The 20,547-nt window shown below is 45.0% G+C and carries 21 protein-coding genes; 15 read left to right on the forward strand and 6 right to left on the reverse strand.

Going from position 1 to position 20,547, the window contains the following annotated elements:
• Complete coding sequence (gene glyS, locus K1J09_RS11085) at nt 1-2,040, forward strand: glycine--tRNA ligase subunit beta (protein ID WP_223323957.1); 2,040 nt, start codon at nt 1-3, stop codon at nt 2,038-2,040.
• A gap of 20 nt (nt 2,041-2,060) precedes the next feature.
• Complete coding sequence (locus K1J09_RS11090; protein ID WP_125331654.1) at nt 2,061-2,318, forward strand: DUF896 family protein; 258 nt, start codon at nt 2,061-2,063, stop codon at nt 2,316-2,318.
• 57 nt (nt 2,319-2,375) lie between these two features.
• Here the strand turns inward: K1J09_RS11090 and K1J09_RS11095 are convergent, their stop codons facing one another.
• The 4 genes from K1J09_RS11095 to K1J09_RS11110 are packed head-to-tail and all read right to left on the reverse strand — an operon-like array spanning nt 2,376 to nt 3,916.
• On the reverse strand, nt 2,376-2,552 hold the full coding sequence (locus K1J09_RS11095; RefSeq protein ID WP_002927526.1) for a hypothetical protein: 177 nt from the start codon (nt 2,550-2,552) through the stop codon (nt 2,376-2,378).
• Nucleotides 2,549-3,091: a DUF3278 domain-containing protein gene (locus K1J09_RS11100; RefSeq protein WP_223323956.1), complete on the reverse strand. Its 543-nt coding sequence runs from the start codon at nt 3,089-3,091 to the stop codon at nt 2,549-2,551. The genes K1J09_RS11095 and K1J09_RS11100 overlap by 4 nt, the downstream gene beginning before the upstream one ends.
• Nucleotides 3,092-3,122: 31 nt before the next feature.
• Nucleotides 3,123-3,653: a DUF3278 domain-containing protein gene (locus K1J09_RS11105; RefSeq protein ID WP_223323955.1), complete on the reverse strand. Its 531-nt coding sequence runs from the start codon at nt 3,651-3,653 to the stop codon at nt 3,123-3,125.
• A 47-nt stretch (nt 3,654-3,700) separates the two neighbouring features.
• Complete coding sequence (locus tag K1J09_RS11110; RefSeq protein WP_125331648.1) at nt 3,701-3,916, reverse strand: helix-turn-helix transcriptional regulator; 216 nt, start codon at nt 3,914-3,916, stop codon at nt 3,701-3,703.
• Nucleotides 3,917-4,116: 200 nt separating this feature from the next.
• Between K1J09_RS11110 and rsmH the strand changes: the two genes are divergently transcribed.
• From rsmH to pepC, 13 genes are all read left to right on the forward strand, one after another.
• Nucleotides 4,117-5,067 (forward strand): 16S rRNA (cytosine(1402)-N(4))-methyltransferase RsmH, encoded by a 951-nt coding sequence (gene rsmH / locus K1J09_RS11115; protein ID WP_002916316.1) that lies wholly within the window; start codon nt 4,117-4,119, stop codon nt 5,065-5,067.
• Nucleotides 5,068-5,074: 7 nt separating this feature from the next.
• Entirely contained in the window at nt 5,075-5,398 is a 324-nt protein-coding gene (ftsL, locus tag K1J09_RS11120) for a cell division protein FtsL (RefSeq protein WP_002893529.1), read from the forward strand.
• Entirely contained in the window at nt 5,388-7,676 is a 2,289-nt protein-coding gene (pbp2x, locus tag K1J09_RS11125) for a penicillin-binding protein PBP2X (RefSeq protein ID WP_002916314.1), read from the forward strand. Before ftsL ends, pbp2x begins: the two co-directional genes overlap by 11 nt.
• Nucleotide 7,677: 1 nt before the next feature.
• Nucleotides 7,678-8,661, forward strand: coding sequence for a phospho-N-acetylmuramoyl-pentapeptide-transferase (mraY, locus tag K1J09_RS11130; protein WP_002911286.1), 984 nt, complete (start codon nt 7,678-7,680; stop codon nt 8,659-8,661).
• Between the two features lie 104 nt (nt 8,662-8,765).
• On the forward strand, nt 8,766-10,109 hold the full coding sequence (locus K1J09_RS11135; RefSeq protein WP_002916311.1) for a DEAD/DEAH box helicase: 1,344 nt from the start codon (nt 8,766-8,768) through the stop codon (nt 10,107-10,109).
• 246 nt (nt 10,110-10,355) lie between these two features.
• Nucleotides 10,356-11,165: an amino acid ABC transporter permease gene (locus tag K1J09_RS11140; RefSeq protein ID WP_032909874.1), complete on the forward strand. Its 810-nt coding sequence runs from the start codon at nt 10,356-10,358 to the stop codon at nt 11,163-11,165.
• The gene (locus K1J09_RS11145) at nt 11,165-11,908 is read left to right on the forward strand and encodes an amino acid ABC transporter ATP-binding protein (RefSeq protein ID WP_002893523.1); all 744 of its coding nucleotides are present in this window, start codon (nt 11,165-11,167) and stop codon (nt 11,906-11,908) included. The genes K1J09_RS11140 and K1J09_RS11145 overlap by 1 nt, the downstream gene beginning before the upstream one ends.
• 170 nt (nt 11,909-12,078) lie before the next feature.
• Entirely contained in the window at nt 12,079-12,303 is a 225-nt protein-coding gene (locus K1J09_RS11150; protein WP_002893522.1) for a DUF4059 family protein, read from the forward strand.
• 65 nt (nt 12,304-12,368) lie between these two features.
• Entirely contained in the window at nt 12,369-13,283 is a 915-nt protein-coding gene (gene trxB / locus K1J09_RS11155; protein WP_002916307.1) for a thioredoxin-disulfide reductase, read from the forward strand.
• A gap of 107 nt (nt 13,284-13,390) precedes the next feature.
• Nucleotides 13,391-14,851, forward strand: coding sequence for a nicotinate phosphoribosyltransferase (locus tag K1J09_RS11160; protein WP_002916306.1), 1,461 nt, complete (start codon nt 13,391-13,393; stop codon nt 14,849-14,851).
• Entirely contained in the window at nt 14,848-15,672 is an 825-nt protein-coding gene (nadE, locus tag K1J09_RS11165; RefSeq protein WP_223323954.1) for an ammonia-dependent NAD(+) synthetase, read from the forward strand. The genes K1J09_RS11160 and nadE overlap by 4 nt, the downstream gene beginning before the upstream one ends.
• Nucleotides 15,673-15,719: 47 nt before the next feature.
• Nucleotides 15,720-16,280 carry a GNAT family N-acetyltransferase gene (locus tag K1J09_RS11170; RefSeq protein ID WP_002911295.1) on the forward strand — a complete coding sequence of 187 codons (561 nt, stop codon included), beginning with the start codon at nt 15,720-15,722 and terminating at the stop codon, nt 16,278-16,280.
• 78 nt (nt 16,281-16,358) lie between these two features.
• Nucleotides 16,359-17,693, forward strand: a complete 1,335-nt coding sequence (gene pepC, locus K1J09_RS11175) for an aminopeptidase C (protein WP_223323953.1) — start codon at nt 16,359-16,361, stop codon at nt 17,691-17,693.
• Between the two features lie 77 nt (nt 17,694-17,770).
• On the opposite strand, the gene pbp1a is transcribed toward pepC, so the two are convergent.
• Nucleotides 17,771-19,912 carry a penicillin-binding protein PBP1A gene (gene pbp1a, locus K1J09_RS11180; protein ID WP_223323952.1) on the reverse strand — a complete coding sequence of 714 codons (2,142 nt, stop codon included), beginning with the start codon at nt 19,910-19,912 and terminating at the stop codon, nt 17,771-17,773.
• Nucleotides 19,905-20,507 carry a Holliday junction resolvase RecU gene (recU, locus tag K1J09_RS11185; protein ID WP_002908985.1) on the reverse strand — a complete coding sequence of 201 codons (603 nt, stop codon included), beginning with the start codon at nt 20,505-20,507 and terminating at the stop codon, nt 19,905-19,907. Before recU ends, pbp1a begins: the two co-directional genes overlap by 8 nt.
• Nucleotides 20,508-20,547: the final 40 nt, after the last annotated feature.

Below are 20,547 nucleotides of genomic sequence, written 5' to 3' on the forward strand. Positions count from 1 at the left end.
ATGGTAAAAAATTTATTAGTTGAATTAGGCTTGGAGGAAATGCCAGCCTATGTCGTGACACCGAGCATGAAGCAGCTGCGCGACAAGATGGGAGCCTTCCTGACAGACCATCGTCTGACCTTTGAGAAGATTGAAATGTTCTCAACGCCTCGCCGTTTGGCGGTGCGCGTGGTTGGCTTGGCGGACAAGCAGTCTGATTTGACAGAAGATTTCAAAGGTCCTTCTAAGAAAATTGCTCTGGATGCAGATGGGAACTTTACCAAGGCTGCAGAAGGCTTTGTCCGTGGCAAGGGTTTAACGGTTGATGACATTACTTTCCGCGAAATCAAAGGTGAAGAATACGTCTATGTGACCAAGGAAGAAATCGGTCGCCCTGTAGAAGAGATCATCCCAGCAGTGACAGAAGTTCTGCAAGCCCTGACCTTCCCTGTCAGCATGCACTGGGCCAACAACACCTTTGAATACATCCGCCCGGTCCACACCTTGACTGTACTCTTAGATGAGCAGGCCTTTGACTTGGATTTCTTGGATATCAAGAGCGGCCGTACTAGCCGAGGACACCGCTTCCTGGGTCAAGAAACGGAGATTGCTTCAGCGGATTCCTATGAAGATGACCTACGGGCTCAGTTTGTCATTGCCAGTCCTCTTGAGCGGGGAGATATGATTGTCGAGCAGATTCGAGCACTTGAAGAGGAGCACGGAGTTTCTATCGAGATTGACGAAGACCTACTCAATGAAGTGTTGAATCTGGTAGAATATCCAACTGCTTTTCTAGGTAATTTTGATGCCAAATATTTAGAGGTGCCTGAGGAAGTCTTGGTAACTTCCATGAAAGAGCACCAGCGTTATTTTGTTGTGCGTGATAGTGAAGGTAAGCTTTTGCCACACTTCATCTCTGTCCGCAATGGGAATGCAGAGCATTTAGAAAATGTCATCAAGGGAAATGAGAAAGTCTTGGTGGCTCGTCTGGAAGACGGGGAATTCTTCTGGCGGGAAGACCAAAAGCTGGCTATTGCTGACTTGGTTGAAAAGCTGAGCAATGTGACCTTCCACGAAAAGATTGGCTCTCTGGCAGAGCACATGGAGCGAACTGGCAAGATTGCTGCTCTCTTGGCACAAGAGGCAGGATTGGATGCTGATGAGACAGCTGACTTGGCTCGTGCAGCGGCTATTTATAAGTTTGATTTGCTGACTGGCATGGTTGGGGAATTTGATGAGCTGCAAGGTATCATGGGTGAAAAGTATGCTCTTCTGGCTGGTGAGAATGCTACGGTGGCAGCTGCCATTCGGGAGCACTATATGCCGACTTCAGCCGATGGCGAATTGCCTGACACCAAGGTCGGAGCAGTCTTGGCTCTGGCTGATAAGCTGGATACCATTCTGTCCTTCTTCTCAGTTGGGCTGATTCCGAGCGGTTCCAATGACCCTTATGCACTACGCCGTGCGACTCAGGGTGTTGTGCGTATCTTGGACAAGTTTGGCTGGAACATTGACTTGGCTCAGCTTCTTGGTCGACTTTACGAACTGAAGTTTGATAGCCTAAGCTATGACAATCAAGAGGCCGTGCTGGACTTCTTCCGTGCCCGTGTTGAGAAAATGATGGATCGCAGCATTCCAAAAGACATCGTGACAGCTGTTCTTCAAAGCACTCATTTCGTCGTACGCGATTTGGTAGAAACAGCTGCGCTTTTAGCAGAAAAAGCTCAGGAAGATAACTTCAAGTCAGCAGTGGAAAGCCTATCTCGAGTCTTTAATCTAGCTGAGAAAGCCCAAGGTCAGACAGCTGTCAATCCAGCTCTCTTTGAAAATCAAGAGGAAAAAGACTTGGCAGCTGCCATTGAAGCAGTAGAGCTGACATCTGACTTAGCGGCCAATTTGGATCAACTCTTTGCCCTCAGTCCAGTTATTGACGCTTTCTTTGACCATACCATGGTTATGGCTGATGATGAGGCTGTGCGCAGCAACCGCCTAGCTCTCCTCGCATCTCTGACAGCAAAGGCGGGACAGCTGGCCCAGTTTAATCAGATTAATACCAAATAAAAGATAAGAGAGGTAGAATCATGGATCCTAAAAAAATTGAACGCATCAACGAACTCGCTAAAAAGAAAAAAACCGTCGGTCTGACTGGTGAAGAAAAGGTAGAGCAGGCCAAGCTTCGTGAAGAGTATATCGAAGGCTACCGTCGCTCTGTTCGCCATCACATCGAAGGCATCAAGATTGTTGACGAGGAAGGCAATGATGTGACACCTGAGAAGTTGCGTCAAGTTCAGCGCGAAAAAGGACTTCATGGCCGCAGTCTGGATGATCCAGAGTCTTAAGTAAATATAAAAAAATCCCTCGCTAGGAAGCTAGAAAGTTCCTGTCGAGGGGTTCTTTTATTCTTGTTTACGTTTTTTCAAAATGCGGAGGGCTACATAAATGCAGCTAACGATGATGGCTACATCCAGCCAAAAAATCCAAGGCTCCGTGATACGGAAAAAGAAATAAGCAGCGATGGCAATAATGAGGGACAGAATGCCTAGATCCATTTTTTCTTTGAGATTAAGTCTCATAGGTCTTCTTCCTCCTTTTTTTGTGCTTGACGAATCTTTCCTTTGGCAATGAAATGCATAATCAGTCCAAATCCAAGACCTGCGGCTAAACCAGTTATAATAAGTTTTGGCTGAAGCAAAACTTGTAGGATATCTTTCTTTTCCATGACAGCTATCATGATGCCGAAGAGAGGGTAAAAGAGCAGCCAATAGGAGAAGCCTGCTTTGAGACCAGCATGTTTCATAGCTTTTTCTTCTTTTTCATCCTGAAGTCCTAGCTCTAGATCATCAATTCCTTTGCGTCGTGCTTGGATAATTATATAAACACAAAAGCCGAGGATAAGGATTTCCAGCAGGATAGGATAGGCAACAGCGATAATTTTGGGCCAGCGAAAGGCTAGGGGAAAGGCGATAGCATTGCCAAAAATCAGAATAAAGAAAAGCCAGATGAAGCCTATATTTCCTAAGTGTTCAGCCTGTTGACGTTTTTGCTCGTCCAAAGGTCCAGTAATGCCGTAAAATCGTTTGATCATCTTGTCTGAGAATGTTTCTTTTTTCATGTTTGTTTCCTTTCTAGCTTAGGTCAAGGTATTATTCGCTCTGTTCAGTATGGTGTTTGCGTGATTTAAAGTAAAAGCTGATAAAAACACCTAAAATGCTAGCGACCAAGGCTGATTTCAGGATTCGATCAGCTTGTAAAAAGAGAGTGAAAAAGTCTTGCTTGAGAGTGACTGCTTCTACAAGGCTAAAGATAGGATGGAAAGTCAACCCAACGAAGAGAGCAATCTTAAGACCGGGATATTGAAGCTTGCGCCTTTCTTTTTCACTCATGAGTTCCAAATCCAAATCTGCCAGGTGCTCTTTCTCAGACCTGAAGTAAATGATACCAGCTATTATAAAGGTAAGAACCTCTATAATAATGGGGTAAATTCGAGCATCTAAGCCTGGATAGATATCGGCTAGCATGAAAGCTAGGAAATTACCAACTTGCAAAATCAAGAAAAGCCAAATAAAGCCTATATTTCCTAAGTGCTCAGCCTGTTGGCGCTTTTGCTCGTCCAAAGGTCCAGTAATGCCGTAAAATCGTTTAATCATCTTGTCTGAGAATGTTTCTTTTTTCATGTTTGTTTCCTTTCTTTAGGTATGAATGTTGCTGCAGGGAAAAACTCTTAGTCATTTGAATCTTCATCTGTCAGCTGGGATTCCCAAAAGAGGGCGTTGAGGTCAGTATCCAGCGCTCTAGCCAGATTGATACAGAGCTCGAGGGTGGGGTTGTATTTGTTGTTTTCAATCATATTGATAGTTTGCCGCGATACCCCGATAGACTTGGCCAACTCTAGCTGGGACATCTTTTTTTCTTTTCGAAATTCTTTGACACGATTCATTACACCCTTCCTTTCTAATTCTATAACTAATAACTTTCAGTAAGTTTGTCAGTTATATTTGACTTTTATTTTATGCTAGTATAATACTTTTCAAAAAAAGTGTCAAGTATATCTGACAAAAAATTTAAAAAAGGATTTCATCCGCTTACTTTTTCTTTTAAATTTTTTTTTGCTTTTGAATGTGATATAATAAGTAAGATATGACAAACGAATTTCATCACATTACTGTTCTTCTTCATGAAACGGTTGACCAGCTGGCGGTTAAGCCTGACGGCATCTATGTCGATGCGACCCTTGGCGGTGCTGGTCACAGCGAATATCTTTTGAGCCAGCTCGGAGACGAAGGGCATCTCTATGCCTTTGATCAGGACCAGACGGCTATTGACAATGCTAAAAAGCGCTTGGCTCCTTATGTAGAGCGGGGGATGGTGACCTTTATCAAGGACAATTTCCGCCACCTCAAGAGCCGTTTGCAAGAAGCCGGTGTGGAAGAAATTGATGGGATTTGTTATGACTTAGGCGTTTCCAGTCCTCAGCTGGATCAGCGTGAGCGTGGTTTTTCCTATAAACAGGATGCGCCTTTAGATATGCGCATGAACCGCGAGGCAGCCTTGACAGCTTTTGAGGTTGTCAATCATTATAGTTATCAGGATTTAGTACGAATCTTTTTTAAATACGGCGAAGACAAGTTTTCTAAGCAGATTGCTCGCAAGATTGAGCAGGCTAGAAGTGTCAAGCCTATTGAAACAACGACAGAACTGGCTGAAATTATCAAGTCAGCCAAGCCAGCTAAGGAGCTGAAGAAGAAAGGGCACCCAGCCAAGCAGATTTTTCAGGCCATTCGGATTGAGGTCAATGATGAATTGGGCGCAGCGGATGAGTCTATTCAGCGGGCCATTGATCTGCTGGCGGTAGACGGCCGGATTGCAGTCATTACCTTTCATTCGCTGGAAGACCGCCTGACCAAGCAGCTTTTCAAAGAGGCGTCAACAGTGGATGTTCCTAAAGGCTTGCCCTTTATCCCTGATGAACTGCAGCCTAAGCTGGAGCTGGTCAGCCGCAAACCAATTTTACCAAGCAAAGAAGAATTAGAAAGCAATAATCGGGCTCATTCCGCCAAGCTGCGCGTGGCCCGTAAGATACACAAGTGAGGAAGAAATGTCAGAAAAAAGACCAAACCCGCTTCAAGATCAGATGAGAAAATTTTCCCGAGTTGAGAAGGCTTTTTACGGCTCTATCGTTTTGACTGCCATTATTTTAGCGGTCAGCATCGTCTTTATGCAGACCAAGCTATTGCAGGTGGACCGGGATTTGACGGAAGTTAATACACAGATTGAAGCGGAGCAGACAGAGCTAGCCGACATCAAGCAGGAAGTCAATGAACTGACCCGCTATGAAAGGCTGTCCCAGCTAGCCAGCTCTCAGGATATGAAACTCCAGAAGGGAAATCGTAAAACAGTGAGTTCAACGGATGAAGAATAGAATTTTTGAAAAAATTAAAAAATACGCCCTGAAAAATAGGCAAACCCCTGAATACAATCGGCGGCAAGTGGGAAAGAGCATGAGTATCTTAGCTATCTTTCTCTTTTTCGTTTTCTTGATTAATTTTGCCATCATTATCGGGACAGACCAGAAGTTCGGTGTTAATCTGTCAAAGGGAGCAGAAGTAGTCCATCAAAAGACGGTCACAGTCGCTGCCCGGCGTGGAACGATTTATGACCGAAATGGTGTTCCCATTGCAGAGGATGCTACGACTTATAATGTCTATGCCATTATTGACAAGAGCTACAAGTCAGCTACCGGCAAGATTCTCTATGTAGAAGAATCCCAGTACGATAAGGTGGCAGAGATTTTCAATCAATATCTAGAGCTGGATAAGGACTACGTCAAAACCCAGCTGTCGCAGAAAAATCTCAAGCAAGTTTCTTTTGGGGCACAGGGCAATGGCATTACCTACAGTAATATGAACGCCATGCGGGAAGCCTTTGAAGCTGCTGGTATTGAAGGGATTGACTTTACTACCAGTCCTAACCGCAGTTATAGTAACGGTGTGTTTGCCTCCCAGTTTATCGGTCTGGCCCAGCTGCAGGAGGATAAGGAAGGCAATAAGACGCTGAAAGGGACTTCTGGCATGGAGCAGGCTCTGGATAGGATTCTTGCTGGTCAGAATGGGATTGTGACCTACGAAAAAGACCGGAATGGCAATGTTGTGCCTGGGTCAGAAAAGGTCTCTGTACAGGCAGAGGACGGCAAGGACGTCTATACAACGCTGTCGGCTGATTTGCAAACATACCTAGAAACGCGGATGAACGCCTTTCAGGAAAAAGTCAAAGGTAAGTTTGTCAATGCGACCTTGGTCAGTGCTAAGACAGGCGAAATCCTAGCCACATCTCAACGGCCTACCTATAATGCAGATACCAAGGAAGGCTTGAATGAGAAAAATCTAGGCAACTGGAACACCATGCTCTATCAAGGCCAGTATGAGCCTGGATCTACTATGAAGGTTATGACCCTGGCTTCAGCGATTGATAATGGCAGCTTTAATCCTAACGATACCTATGACAGCAGAGAGTACAAGGTCATGGATGCGACCATTCGGGACTGGAACGTCAACATGGGGATTTCAGAAGGGGAAACCCTGACCTTTGCCCAAGGATTTACCTATTCCAGTAACGTTGGTATGACCATTCTGGAGCAGAAGATGGGCAATGACAAGTGGCTGGACTACTTGAGTAAGTTTAAGTTTGGTCTGCCGACCCGCTTTGGGATGGGCAATGAAACCTATGGCTCCCTGCCAGGTGATAACTATGTTACGATTGCCATGAGTTCTTTCGGTCAAGGGATTGGTGTGACCCAGGTGCAGATGCTGCGCGCCTTCTCGTCCGTTGCCAATGATGGTGTCATGGTTGAGCCTAAGTTTATCAATGCTATCCATGATCCTAAAACCAATACAGCTCGTAAGACTACGACGGAAATTATCGGAAATCCTGTCTCAGAAAAAGCAGCTCAAACCACTCGGGATTATATGGTTCAGGTCGGAACAGACGCCTACCACGGAACCCTGAATGTCGGTGGAGAACCCGTCATTCAAGTGGCTGGTCAGAATGTCGCTGTCAAATCGGGGACCGCTCAGATCGCTTCTGAAAACGGTTATCTAGAGGGTGAGAACGACTATATCTATTCAGTTGTTGCCATGACGCCGGCAGAAAATCCGGAATTTATCATGTATGTGACAGTTCAGCAGCCTGAGGAAAAATTCCAGCCTATATTCTGGCAGGAAGTGGTCAATCCGGTCTTGGAAGAAGCAGTCGCTCTTAAAGACAGTCTTAATCTGACGACAGAGACGACTCCAGCTCTTGAAACAGTCACTGAAGAAACCAGCTATAAAATGCCATCACTGGAAGATTTGACCAAGCAACTAGGTCTGAAACATCAAATCAGTCCTGGCGGTCTGGCAGATGAATTGCGCCGCAACCTCGTCCAACCAATTGTACTGGGAACAGGTGGCAAGATTAAAAAAGTATCTGTCAAAGAGGGCAAAAATCTCAAGGCCAATCAGCAGATTTTGATCTTGTCAGATGATTTAGACAGTCTGCCCGATATGTACGGCTGGACCAAGGCCAATGTTGAACGTTTTGCGAAGTGGCAGGGCATTGAAGTCACTTTCAAAGGAGAGGGCTCCAAGGTCGTCAAGCTGAGCGAGAAGACCAATACTTCGCTGAAAAATCTCAAGAAAATAACAATTACAATGGGAGACTAATATGCTTATTGCTCTTATTGCAGGAATCGTAACTTTTATCCTAACTATCATCGGCATTCCTGCCTTTATTCGTTTTTACCATAAGGCTCGTATCACAGGCCAACAGATGCACGAAGATGTTAAGCAGCATCAGGCCAAGGCCGGAACACCAACCATGGGGGGTACTGTCTTTCTCTTGACATCTGTTCTGGCCAGCTTTGTTATCGGTCTGTTTTCGCATCAGCTGTCCAACGGCCTCATCATGATTCTTTTTATCTTGGTCCTGTATGGCGTTGTCGGCTTTTTGGATGATTTCCTTAAGGTGTTTCGTAAGATCAACGAAGGTCTAAATCCCAAGCAGAAATTGTTTCTGCAGCTGGTTGGTGGAGTTGTCTTTTACTTCTTCTATAATCAGCACGGTGCAGGTGACCAGCTGAATATCTTCACCGTTCCTGTCCAGATAGGCTTCCTCTATGTCTTTTTCGTCCTTTTTTGGCTGATTGGCTTCTCCAATGCTGTCAATCTGACGGATGGAATTGATGGTTTGGCTAGCATTTCTGTGGTCATTAGCTTGGTGGCCTATGCTGTAATTGCTGTTGAGCAGAAGCGTTTTGATATTTTGATTGTCATCATTAGCATGATTGGTGGCTTGCTAGGCTTCTTTGTCTTCAATCACAAGCCCGCTAAAATCTTCATGGGAGATGTGGGAAGCTTGGCTTTGGGAGGTATGTTGGCTGCTATCTCCATTTCCCTTCACCAAGAGTGGACCCTGCTCTTGATTGGTATCGTCTATGTATTTGAAACAACCTCTGTCATGATGCAGGTGACCTACTTCAAGCTGACCGGCGGCAAGCGGATTTTCCGGATGACCCCGGTTCATCACCACTTTGAGCTTGGTGGCCTAACTGGCCACGGCAAGGAGTGGAGCGAGTGGAAAGTCGATTTCTTCTTCTGGGGAATCGGTATCGTGGGCAGTCTTTTGACCCTAGCTATCCTATATCTATAGCAAAAAGCGAGTCTCTGACTCGCTTTTCTGCTTCTTAGATTTGAGGGTAAGCAGGATGGGCAATTTTTTGGTATAATAGTTAGGATAATAGAATAGAGGACAAGATGAAATTTACAGAATTTAAGTTTAAAGATTATATTCAGGAAGCGCTCAGGGATTTGAACTTCGTTGAAGCGACTCCGGTCCAAGAGAAGCTGATTCCAGTGGTATTGTCAGGTCGAGATTTGGTTGGCGAGTCTAAGACAGGCTCTGGTAAGACCCACACGTTTTTGCTGCCGATTTTTCAAATGCTGGATGAGGAAGCAGACAGCGTGCAGGCTGTTATTACAGCCCCAAGTCGGGAGCTGGCAGCGCAGATTTATCAAGCCGCTCGTCAGTTGGCTAGTTTTTCTGAAAGAGAGATTCGGGTGGCCAACTATGTCGGTGGGACAGACAAGGCTCGTCAGATTGGAAAGTTAGAGTCCAGTCAGCCTCATATCGTCATCGGAACGCCTGGTCGGATTTATGACTTGGTAGAGTCAGGCGATTTGGCTATTCACAAGGCCAAGACCTTTGTCGTTGACGAGGCAGATATGACACTGGACATGGGCTTTTTGGCGACGGTTGATAAGATTGCAGGCCGGTTGCCTAAAGACCTGCAGTTTCTCGTTTTCTCAGCGACCATTCCGCAGAAGCTCCAGCCTTTTTTGAAAAAATACCTGTCTAATCCAGTCATTGAGCAGATTAAGACCAAGACGGTCATTGCGGACACCATTGAAAACTGGCTCTTGTCAACCAAGGGACGAGACAAGAATGCTCAGATTTATCAAATCAGTCAGCTTCTGCAGCCTTATCTGGCTATGATTTTCGTCAATACCAAGACGAGGGCAGATGAACTGCACAGCTATCTGACAGCTCAGGGGCTTAAAGTTGCTAAAATTCATGGAGATATTGCTCCGAGGGAGCGCAAGCGTATCATGAATCAGGTCAAGAATCTGGATTTTGAGTACATTGTCGCTACTGACTTGGCAGCGCGGGGGATTGATATCGAAGGTGTCAGCCATGTTATCAACGATGCCATTCCTCAGGACTTGTCTTTCTTTGTCCATCGGGTAGGCCGGACCGGCCGTAATGGTCTTCTCGGCACAGCCATTACTCTCTACCAGCCGAGTGACGACTCAGATATTCGGGAGTTGGAAAAGATGGGGATTAAGTTCATTCCCAAGATGATAAAGGATGACGAGTTCCAGGATACCTACGACCGAGACCGTCGGGCCAATCGGGAAAAGAGCCGGGAGAAGCTGGATACGGAAATGCTGGGGTTGGTCAAGAAGAAAAAGAAAAAAATCAAACCAGGCTACAAGAAAAAAATCCAGTGGGCTGTTAACGAAAAGCGCCGCAAGACCAAGCGAGCAGAGAATCGTGCACGTGGCCGGGCAGAGCGTAAGGCTAAGCGCCAAACCTTTTAGTGATATACTTTTCTTATCGCTGTGATAAGAAAAATATATTAGTCTTTGTGAGATAGATATGATAGACTAGTGAAACTAGTCTATTTTTATATTGGGCTTAGTGTGGCTTATTTGATATTTAGGAACACGAGATTTGCACTAGCTACTCATGTTTTGACTGCTAAAAGACATTAAAAGCGGAGCAAATTCTTTGTTTTGTTCTAGAATTGTGTTAAAATATTTCATTATCAAGAAAAGGAAGTAATGATGGTAGTTACAACTTATCTTCTGACAACTGGTTGGTATGAGGAGTTCCTCAAGATTATTCCAGATGGTAAATTATTTAGTTTAAGGGCTGTTTTTGAGGCTATTCCCGGCATTTTGCAAAATCTGCCAATCACCCTTCTCTTGACAGCGGGTGGTGCAGTCTTTGGTATTCTGCTTGCCATGGTTTTTGCTATCGTCAAGATTAATCGAGTCAAAGTCCTGTATCCGATTCAGGCTTTCTTTGTCAGTTTTCTGAGAGGAACGCCGCTGCTTGTCCAGCTCATGCTGACCTATTTTGGGATTCCTTTATTGCTCAAGGCCATCAATCAGAAGTATGGCACAAGTTTTAATATCAACGAGATTCCAGCGTCTGTCTTTGCGATTGTTGCCTTTGCTTTCAACGAAGCGGCTTATGCCAGTGAGACCATCCGGGCAGCAATTTTGTCCGTAGATCCGGGAGAAATTGAGGCTGCACGCAGCTTAGGAATGACCAACAAGCAGGTTTATATGCGTGTCATTATCCCCAATGCAGCAGTAGTGGCGACACCTAGTCTGATTAATTCCCTGATTGGCTTAACCAAGGGAACTTCTCTGGCCTTTAGTGCCGGTGTAGTGGAAATTTTTGCCAAGGCGCAGGCTATCGCGGGGGCGGACTACCGTTACTTTGAGCGTTTTATTTCGGTTTCGCTGATTTATTGGGCAGTCAATATTCTCATTGAGCAACTTGGCCGCTGGATCGAAAAGATGATGGATATCAAACAGCCGGATAAATTTGAATCGCTTCAGCAAGCAGAAGGAGAAGGAATCTGATGATTAATATTTCACATTTAAGTAAGACTTTTTCAGGTCAAAAGGTTCTGGATGATCTCAGTTTGGACATTCAAAAAGGCGAAGTGGTAGCTTTAATTGGCTCTTCAGGTGCTGGGAAGTCAACCTTCCTCCGCAGCCTCAACTATCTGGAACAGCCTGATAGCGGAAAGATTACTATTGACGGCTTCAAAGTGGATTTTTCAAGAATTTCCAAAGATGAGATTTTGCTACTGCGCCGCAAGCTAGCCATGGTCTTTCAGCAGTTTAACCTCTTTTCCCGCCGGACGGCTCTGGAAAATGTCAAGGAAGGTTTGCTGGTAGTTAAGAAACTATCAGACCAAGAAGCGACTAAGATAGCCAAGGAAGAATTAGCAAAAGTTGGCTTGTCAGACCGAGAAAATCACTATCCTAGACATTTGTCAGGCGGTCAGAAGCAGCGGGTTGCCTTAGCAAGGGCTTTGGCTATGAATCCAGATGTTCTTTTGCTAGACGAGCCGACCTCAGCCTTGGATCCCGAGTTGGTCGGAGAAGTAGAGAAATCAATCGCTGATGCAGCCAAGTCTGGCCAAACCATGATTCTGGTCAGTCATGATATGTCCTTTGTCGCTCAGGTTGCGGATAGAGTACTCTTTTTGGACAAGGGGAAAATCATAGAGTCTGGGACACCGGATGAGATTATCCATCATCCAAAGGAAGAAAGAACCAAGGAATTTTTTGCTAGTTACAAACGGACCTATATTTGATATAATAGAGACAGTGAAGGCTCAGTTGGCTAGACCAGCTGAGTTTGTTTTCAGTGTCAGCATGCAGTGGAGCAGGCTTTCTTGTCTAGTGGGTGTTTTTGCTGACAGCTAGATTTGGAGTTGTTCCCTTTCTTTGCACTATGAGGCTGATTGACCTTTGAGGAGTTGACATGTTAGATCAAATATTTGCACTTTATATCGAGAGCCTGCTTTATACAGCAGTCGGTGTAGGGATCATTGCGGGTTTATGGATTGGGCTGCGGATGATTCGCCGCAAGGACAAGACAGCCAAGGAGCGGCAGAGTCATCTGTATGATGTCCTTCTGATTGTCATTATGACGATTCCAGTCCTGTCTTTTGCGACGTTGGGCCTGCTCATTGTCCTAAAAGCTTAAATGCTTGTAAAACTGTAGAAAAGTTGTTAGAATAATTCTAGTTACAACAAGGAGAAAGAAGAGTTATGTACGATACAATTATTATTGGAGCTGGACCTGCCGGCATGACAGCTGCCCTCTATGCAGCCCGCAGCAACCTAAAAGTTGCCCTGCTGGAGCGTGGTATTCCTGGTGGTCAGATGAATAATACTGCTGACATTGAAAACTATCCAGGCTATGCCAATATCAGCGGTCCTGAGCTAGCAGAGAAAATGTTTGAACCTCTGGAGAACCTGGGTGTTGAACATTTATTTGGCCTAGTAGAAAAAATTGAAGACCGAGGTGATTTTAAGGAAATCATCACAGAAGATGAGCGTTTTGAAACTAAAACAGTCATCATTGCTTCTGGTGCCAATCATCGTCATCTGGGGGTTCCTGGTGAGGAAGACTACAACAGCCGCGGCGTTTCCTACTGTGCGGTCTGTGATGGTGCCTTCTTCCGCGATGAAGACCTGCTGGTTGTCGGTGGAGGCGACTCAGCGGTAGAGGAAGCTATTTTCCTGACGCGCTTTGCAAAAAGTGTGACCATTGTTCACCGTCGCGATGAGCTGCGTGCACAAAAAGTGCTGCAGGATCGCGCCTTTACCAACGAAAAGATTCGCTTTGTCTGGGATTCTGTAGTGGAAAGTATCCATGGTGATGAACGTAAGGTGACTGGTGTAACTTTCAAGAATGTCAAGACAGGTGAGGTTAGTCAGGCAGAGTTTGGCGGTATCTTTATCTATGTTGGCTTAGATCCAGTTAGCGAATTTGCTGCGGACTTGGGCATCACTGGTGAGGCTGGCTGGATTCTGACGGATCATCAAATGAAAACGTCAGTAGCAGGCATTTACGCTGTTGGTGATGTTCGCCAGAAAGACCTGCGCCAGATTACGACGGCTGTTGGCGATGGTGCCATTGCCAGTCAGGAAGCCTACAAATATCTTACAGAGCAAGCATAAAAATATAAGCTAAGCAAGTGTGTCTATTCAAGTGAGTTGACTGGATTTGCTTAGCTTTTTTGGAATTATGATATAATAAAAGGTATCTAGCATAAAGGAGCAAGAAGATGTACCCAGATGATAGTTTAACTCTGCACACTGATTTGTACCAAATCAACATGATGCAGGTTTATTTCAAGCAAAATATTCACAACAAGCGTGCAGTTTTTGAAGTTTTTTTCCGTAAGAATCCTTTTAAAAACGGCTACGCAGTCTTTGCTGGCTTGGAAAGAATTATTTCCTATCTCAATAATCTGACATTCAGCCAGAGCGATTTAGATTATTTGCAAACCTTGGGCTATCACGGAGAGTTTCTGGATTATTTGCGGAATCTCAAGATGAGCCTGACCGTAAGGTCTGTTCAGGAAGGCGATTTGGTTTTTGCCAATGAACCAATCGTGCAGGTGGAAGGTCCACTAGCTCAGTGTCAGCTGGTTGAGACGGCTCTGCTCAATATCGTTAATTTTCAGACGCTTATTGCCACCAAGGCAGCCCGTATACGTTCTGTCATCGAGGATGAGCCCCTGATGGAGTTCGGTACGCGCCGGGCTCAGGAAATGGACGCTGCTATTTGGGGGACCAGGGCTGCGGTGATTGGCGGAGCCAACGGGACCAGTAATGTCCGGGCTGGCAAGCTCTTTGATATTCCAGTCTTGGGAACGCATGCTCATGCTCTCGTTCAAGTCTATGGTAATGATTATGAAGCCTTTAAAGCTTACGCTGAGACTCATCATAACTGTGTTTTCTTAGTAGATACCTATGATACATTGCGTCTAGGTGTTCCGGCAGCCATTCGGGTGGCTCGTGAGCTAGGAGACAAGATTAAGTTTCTGGGTGTCCGTATTGATTCGGGAGACCTTGCCTATATTTCTAAGAAAGTTCGGCAGCAATTAGATGAAGCTGGCTTTCTTGATGCTAAGATTTATGCTTCCAATGATCTGGATGAAAATACCATTCTCAACTTGAAAATGCAAAAGGCCAAGATAGATGTCTGGGGCGTGGGAACTAAGCTCATTACAGCCTACGACCAGCCGGCTTTAGGAGCAGTTTATAAGATTGTTGCTATTGCAGATGAGAATGGAGAATTGCGCAATACCATCAAGCTGTCCAATAATGCTGAAAAAGTTTCTACTCCAGGTAAGAAGCAGGTGTGGCGCATTACCAGTCGCGAAAAAGGGAAGTCCGAGGGAGACTACATTACCTATGATGGCCTTGATGTCAATGGTTTGGAAGAGCTGGAAATGTTCCATCCGACCTATACCTACATCAATAAAAAAGTCAAAAATTTTGATGCTGTACCGCTTTTGGTCTATATTTTCCAAGAAGGAAATTTAGTCTATAATCAGCCGACCTTAACTGAGATTCAAGCCTATGCCCGTGAGGAATTTGATAAACTTTGGGACGAGTACAAACGAGTTCTCAATCCACAGGATTATCCAGTTGACCTGGCTAGAGATATTTGGCAGGATAAGATGGACTTGATTGACCAGATGCGCAAGAAAGCCTACCAGACAGGAGCAGAAAAATGAGTCTACAAGAGGAAATCATCGCTCAACTGGGCGTCAAACCAATCATTGACCCGGAGGAAGAAATCCGCAAGTCGGTGGACTTTCTCAAGGCCTATTTGAGAAAGCACCCTTTTTTGAAAAGTTATGTCCTGGGTATTTCTGGTGGTCAGGATTCAACCTTGGCTGGCCGCTTGGCTCAGCTGGCTGTAGAGGAAATGCGGGCTGAGACTGGCGATGATGGCTATCGCTTTATCGCTGTTCGTTTGCCTTACGGTGTTCAAGCGGATGAAGATGATGCGCAAAAGGCTCTGGCTTTTATCCAGCCTGATGTCAGTCTAACAGTCAATATCAAGGAATCTGCTGATGCTATGACAAGGGCTGTAGAGGCAACGGGTGCCAAAGTCTCTGATTTTAACAAGGGCAATATCAAGGCCCGCAGCCGTATGATTGCCCAGTATGCTTTGGCTGGTTCATACAGTGGGGCTGTCATTGGGACCGATCACGCAGCAGAAAATGTCACGGCCTTTTTCACCAAGTTTGGGGATGGCGGAGCAGATATCTTACCGCTTTACCGTCTCAATAAACGACAAGGTAAGCAGCTTTTGGCCGCCTTAGGAGCTGATTCGGCTCTCTATGAAAAGGTACCGACGGCTGATTTGGAAGAGGAAAAACCTGGGATTTCGGATGAAGTCGCTCTGGGAGTGACCTACAATGAAATTGACGATTATCTCGAAGGTAAGTCTGTTTCAGCTCAAGCCCAAGAAACTATCGAATCTTGGTGGCATAAAGGACAGCACAAACGCCATTTGCCGATTACGATTTTTGATGAATTTTGGAAGTGAAAATCTCTATTGAAACTTTTTAGTTTGCGCTAAGAAACGAGGAAGTTATGAAAAAGATTGGTACACGGTCCATTGAAACCAAACGTCTTTTGCTAAGACCTTTTCTGGAATCGGATGCTCAAGCTATGTATGACAGCTGGGCTTCTCGTCCAGATAATTTACTGCATGTGACCTGGGATGCTCACGAGAGTCCTGAAGTCACCCAACAGTCTATTGCTCGCTGGGTTGAGAATTATCAAAACATGGATTTTTACAAGTGGGCCATCTGCCTGAAGGAAACCCCTGAACAAGTTCTTGGTGATATCAGTGTGGTCGATAGAGATGATACGGTCAATGCTTGCGAGGTCGGTTATATTCTAAGTAAAGACTATTGGGGACAAGGATTGATGACAGAAGCTTTGAAAGCTGTTTTGAACTATCTCTTGCAAGACGCAGACTTCAATCGTGTCGCAGCAAAATTTGTAACAGCTAATCCAGCTTCTGGGCGTGTCATGGCCAAAGCTGGCATGAGCTACGAAGGAACTTTCCGTCAGGCTGTATTGCATAAAGGACAAGTCAAAGATTTTTCCGTCTATGGAATCCTAAAACCCGATTTAAAAAAAGGCTAGGACTCTTTTGTCCAGCCTTTTTACTTGCGCTCTTTTTTTAAAGTTCTATAATAGATGTATAATGACAAGGAGGATTCTATGCATTCGTTAGAACAAGATTTTACAGATAAGTTGTATGCTGCTTATGAGGCTAATCCCAAGTTTGCAGCAATTGAAAATGCCATCAGCCACAATGGCCTTTTGGCTTCCTTAGAGAAGCGAAGCGCTGCTGTGGAAAACATACCTGTCTTTTCACTGGATCTTACTAAGGACAAGGTTAGTGACCAGAAAGCATCTGGACGCTGTTGGATGTTTGCAGCTCTTAATACTTTCCGCCACAAGATGATTGCTGGTTTCCAATTGGAAGATTTTGAGCTATCTCAGGCTCACACCTTCTTTTGGGATAAATATGAGAAATCCAACTGGTTCTTAGAGCAGGTGCTGGCGACTGCTGACCAAGAATTGACCAGCCGCAAGGTTAAGTTTCTCTTAGATACGCCTCAACAGGATGGCGGTCAATGGGATATGGTTGTTTCTCTTTTTGAGAAATACGGCGTCGTACCCAAGTCAGTCTATCCAGAGTCAATTTCTTCTAGCAACAGCCGTGAGCTCAATCAGATTCTTAATAAACTCCTGCGTCAGGATGCACAGATTTTGAGAGAATTAGTGGCAGAAGGTGCAAACTCGGCTGACCTTCAGGCTAAGAAAGAAGAACTTCTCCAGGGAGTCTTTAACTTCCTAGCTATGAATTTAGGTTTACCGCCTCGCCAATTCGACTTCTCTTATCGCGATAAAGATAACAATTTTCATAGTGAGAGCGGATTGACACCACAAGTTTTCTTCAAAAAATATGTTGATCTCAAATTAGACGATTATGTCTCTATCATCAATGCGCCAACTGTAGACAAGCCTTATGGTAAGTCTTATACAGTTGAGATGCTGGGTAATGTCGTTGGTAGCAAGCCAGTTCGTTATTTGAATGTTGAAATGGACAGGCTAAAAGAGCTGGCTATCGCCCAAATGCAAGCTGGCGAGACCGTGTGGTTTGGCTCGGATGTTGGTCAGTCTAGCAATCGTAAGGCGGGTGTTATGGCAGAGGGGATGCACGATTTCACTGCCAGCATGGATATTCGACTAACTCAGGATAAGGCTGGTCGCTTGGACTATAGCGAAAGCCTCATGACCCACGCCATGGTCTTGACAGGGGTAGACTTGGATGAAAATGGCAAGGCTAAGAAATGGAAGGTCGAAAACTCCTGGGGTGAAAAGGTTGGTAACAAAGGGTATTTCGTAGCCTCTGACGCTTGGATGGACGAATATACCTATCAAATCGTCGTTCGTAAAGAATTTCTGACAGCTACAGAATTAGCAGCATATGAAGCAGAGCCACTTGTGCTAGCACCATGGGATCCCATGGGGGCTTTGGCAAAGTAAGCTTTGATGAGAGAATAAGAAAAGAGTAAGAATTTTTCATTCTTACTCTTTTAGTTTGTATTCTAATCTTCGTCTCTCTAGTCATTTCCACCGTCACCGGAAGATGAGTCATTGTGGTTAGAAGAGCTATTGTTTGAATCACCAGAATGCTCACTGGAAGCTGATGTGTCAGAGTTAGCTTCTGTACTGTAACTGCTATAGCTAGAATAGTTATAGTACTGCTGGTTATTGTAGTAACGGTTATAGCCGGTACCACTGTTGAGATAGACATAAGAGCCACTGCGGTAGAGACCATCTGGCATTTCCCAATCCTCTGAAGCAGAGCCATCTTGAGCTAGGTAAAGCATCATTTCGCGGTAGACATCTGTTGCTACCTTAACCCCATCATCAAGAATTGGTGTCAGGCGGTTAGAGTAGCCGGTCCAAACAGCCATTGAATACTTAGGCGTGTAACCAACGAAGAGCTCGTCTGGTGTGACAATGCTAGAGTAGTAGTAAGGCTTGGTCAGCTTGGCTAATTCATCGTCAGCATAGTTGGAGGTTCCAGTCTTACCAGCCTGATAAACCCCAGAAATAGCAGCGTTTGTACCTGTACCAGACTGCAAGACTGTTTTCATCATATCGGTCATCATGTAGGCTGTCGTTTCCTTCATAGCCTTGGAACCATTGTTGGAGAAGGTCTTCTCCGTTCCGTCACTGAAGACGACACGATTGACATACTGAGGTTTGTAGTAAGTACCGCCATTGGCAAAAGCAGCATAGGCAGCAGCCATTTTTTCACTGCTGGCTCCGTATTCGTTGCCGGATTTGCTGGTATTACTTGAAAAGGCATTAACATAAAACATTTCAGGATAGTTAATCCCAATACGGTTTAGGAACTTGAGGGATTCATCCAGACCAACGGCTTCCAGCGTTTTCACGGCAGGAACGTTCCGGGATTCCTGAATAGCGTATTGAATCGTCATCCCGCCATAATATTTCTTATCCCAGTTATAGACTGGTGTGCTGGAATACGGGAAGTTATATGGAGCATCCGTGATAGGAGCAGCAGTTGAGGTATAGACTTCATTTTCAAGAGCTGGAGCATAATCGGTGATTGGCTTCATTGTTGAACCGAAGTCGCGGTTGGTTTCAACAGCTTGGTTGGTACCAAAGGATACGTTGGTAGATTGGTTACGAGAACCGAGCTGGGCAATGACTTTACCAGTTTGCACATCCATAACGGTGGACGCAACCTGCATTTCGTCATCTGGATAAGCTACATAGTCTCCTGTGTTGTAAATATCCCAGAGTTTCTTTTGGGCATCAGTGTTGACATTTGTATAGACTTCCATACCAGTTGTCAGGACATTGTAGCCAGTCTCTTCTTCTACTTGTTCAATTACTTCCTTAAGATAATTGTCCATGTAAGCAGGATAGCTAGTGGAAGCTTTCAAACTTTGAAGTCCGTCGGTTACAGGGGTATTCTTGGCTTGCTCATACTGTTCATCTGTGATGTACTTGAGATCATGCATCTCACGAAGTACCAGATTACGGCGGTTGGTCGCAGCCTCTGGATGGGTGTAAGGGTCGTATTGGTTAGGTGCCTGAGGCATACCTGCCAGTAGAGCTGTTTGGTGTAAGCTCAAGTCTTTTAGGTCCTTGCCATAGTAGCTTCGGGCTGCTGTCTGCATACCGTAGTTACTGTTAGACATGTAGACTTTGTTGACATAATAGGTCAAGATTTGCTGCTTGGTTGCTTTGCGCTCAAGCTGAGCGGCCAGCCAAGCTTCTTGGATTTTACGTGAAAGGGTCGCGTCCGAAGAAGAAGTTGAGAAATAAGACAGCTTAATCAACTGCTGGGTCAGAGTTGAACCACCTTGACGGCCTCCGCCACGGATGTTACTGATAAGGGCACCTGCAATCCGAATAAAGTCCACCCCGCGGTGGTTGAAGAAGCGATGGTCTTCGATGGCGACAATGGCGTTAACCAAATCCGTAGGTATTTCACTAGTTTCAGCATTGACCCGCTTTTCAGCGCCTAGGTCCGCAATCAAATTGTTATTGCTGTCAAAAATCTTACTGGATGTGGTCGCGATGAGGTCTTTTTCAGAAAGCTTAGGAGCCTTGACCGCATAGTAGGTAAATACCAAACAGCCAATCACGAATCCAATCATAAGCAGGGTTATAAGTGCACTTGCAAGATATTTCAAAGCCTGCATAAGAGTTTGTTTATTCATTTATAATACCACCTAGTAGTTTTTGTTCGATAATTTCAAGATAAGGGATGCTGGGAAGCTGTTGCATTTCAATCGGATAACCATGCTCTTGGATGTAAGTTAGAGGCATGGACTTCCCTCCCTTGTCGATCTTGTAAAACTCAATTAAATAAGAAGCGGGAAGTAGGTAAGTCTCACTTAAGCTGGAAAAATGCAGTAAGACAAAACAGATGCCCTTTTGCTCAAGGACTGCCTCCATATGCTCAATCTGATGCGAATGAAAATTTTTCATGGGCATCGATTTTTTCTGTCGGGTTTCCTTGGCTTCAAAGTCAATATAATGGCCCTTGTAGACACCAGAATAGTCTGTTGTGGAAGCTTGCCGAAAGTAAGCCTCTACAATCTTGGCTCGGCTACGGTGCGGATAATCAACCTTGACAATCTGAATGGGGGTGGGCTTTTTATGGATGACAGCGAGTCCTCTGCTTAGATAGTAGTTGTTGGATTCGTTGATCATCTTTTCAAAAGACATCCCACGATTGGCAAAGTTAATCATGCTGGGAACTGGCCTATTGATACTGCTTTTTGCCTTTAGCTTATGCGGATAGTTGACCATAAAACTCCTTATTGGTACAATAGCATCACTCTATTATACC

Source organism: Streptococcus sanguinis, assembly GCF_019928825.1.
GTDB lineage: Bacteria > Bacillota > Bacilli > Lactobacillales > Streptococcaceae > Streptococcus > Streptococcus sanguinis_L.

Excerpts from the sequence above, each read along its gene's own strand:
- glyS (WP_223323957.1), top strand. The coding sequence starts at position 1 with ATGGTAAAAAATTTATTAGTTGAATTAGGCTTGGAGGAAATGCCAGCC.
- K1J09_RS11090 (WP_125331654.1), top strand. The coding sequence starts at position 2,061 with ATGGATCCTAAAAAAATTGAACGCATCAACGAACTCGCTAAAAAGAAA.
- K1J09_RS11095 (WP_002927526.1), bottom strand. The coding sequence starts at position 2,552 with ATGAGACTTAATCTCAAAGAAAAAATGGATCTAGGCATTCTGTCCCTC.
- K1J09_RS11100 (WP_223323956.1), bottom strand. The coding sequence starts at position 3,091 with ATGAAAAAAGAAACATTCTCAGACAAGATGATCAAACGATTTTACGGC.
- K1J09_RS11105 (WP_223323955.1), bottom strand. The coding sequence starts at position 3,653 with ATGAAAAAAGAAACATTCTCAGACAAGATGATTAAACGATTTTACGGC.
- K1J09_RS11110 (WP_125331648.1), bottom strand. The coding sequence starts at position 3,916 with ATGAATCGTGTCAAAGAATTTCGAAAAGAAAAAAAGATGTCCCAGCTA.
- rsmH (WP_002916316.1), top strand. The coding sequence starts at position 4,117 with ATGACAAACGAATTTCATCACATTACTGTTCTTCTTCATGAAACGGTT.
- ftsL (WP_002893529.1), top strand. The coding sequence starts at position 5,075 with ATGTCAGAAAAAAGACCAAACCCGCTTCAAGATCAGATGAGAAAATTT.
- pbp2x (WP_002916314.1), top strand. The coding sequence starts at position 5,388 with ATGAAGAATAGAATTTTTGAAAAAATTAAAAAATACGCCCTGAAAAAT.
- mraY (WP_002911286.1), top strand. The coding sequence starts at position 7,678 with ATGCTTATTGCTCTTATTGCAGGAATCGTAACTTTTATCCTAACTATC.
- K1J09_RS11135 (WP_002916311.1), top strand. The coding sequence starts at position 8,766 with ATGAAATTTACAGAATTTAAGTTTAAAGATTATATTCAGGAAGCGCTC.
- K1J09_RS11140 (WP_032909874.1), top strand. The coding sequence starts at position 10,356 with ATGGTAGTTACAACTTATCTTCTGACAACTGGTTGGTATGAGGAGTTC.
- K1J09_RS11145 (WP_002893523.1), top strand. The coding sequence starts at position 11,165 with ATGATTAATATTTCACATTTAAGTAAGACTTTTTCAGGTCAAAAGGTT.
- K1J09_RS11150 (WP_002893522.1), top strand. The coding sequence starts at position 12,079 with ATGTTAGATCAAATATTTGCACTTTATATCGAGAGCCTGCTTTATACA.
- trxB (WP_002916307.1), top strand. The coding sequence starts at position 12,369 with ATGTACGATACAATTATTATTGGAGCTGGACCTGCCGGCATGACAGCT.
- K1J09_RS11160 (WP_002916306.1), top strand. The coding sequence starts at position 13,391 with ATGTACCCAGATGATAGTTTAACTCTGCACACTGATTTGTACCAAATC.
- nadE (WP_223323954.1), top strand. The coding sequence starts at position 14,848 with ATGAGTCTACAAGAGGAAATCATCGCTCAACTGGGCGTCAAACCAATC.
- K1J09_RS11170 (WP_002911295.1), top strand. The coding sequence starts at position 15,720 with ATGAAAAAGATTGGTACACGGTCCATTGAAACCAAACGTCTTTTGCTA.
- pepC (WP_223323953.1), top strand. The coding sequence starts at position 16,359 with ATGCATTCGTTAGAACAAGATTTTACAGATAAGTTGTATGCTGCTTAT.
- pbp1a (WP_223323952.1), bottom strand. The coding sequence starts at position 19,912 with ATGAATAAACAAACTCTTATGCAGGCTTTGAAATATCTTGCAAGTGCA.
- recU (WP_002908985.1), bottom strand. The coding sequence starts at position 20,507 with ATGGTCAACTATCCGCATAAGCTAAAGGCAAAAAGCAGTATCAATAGG.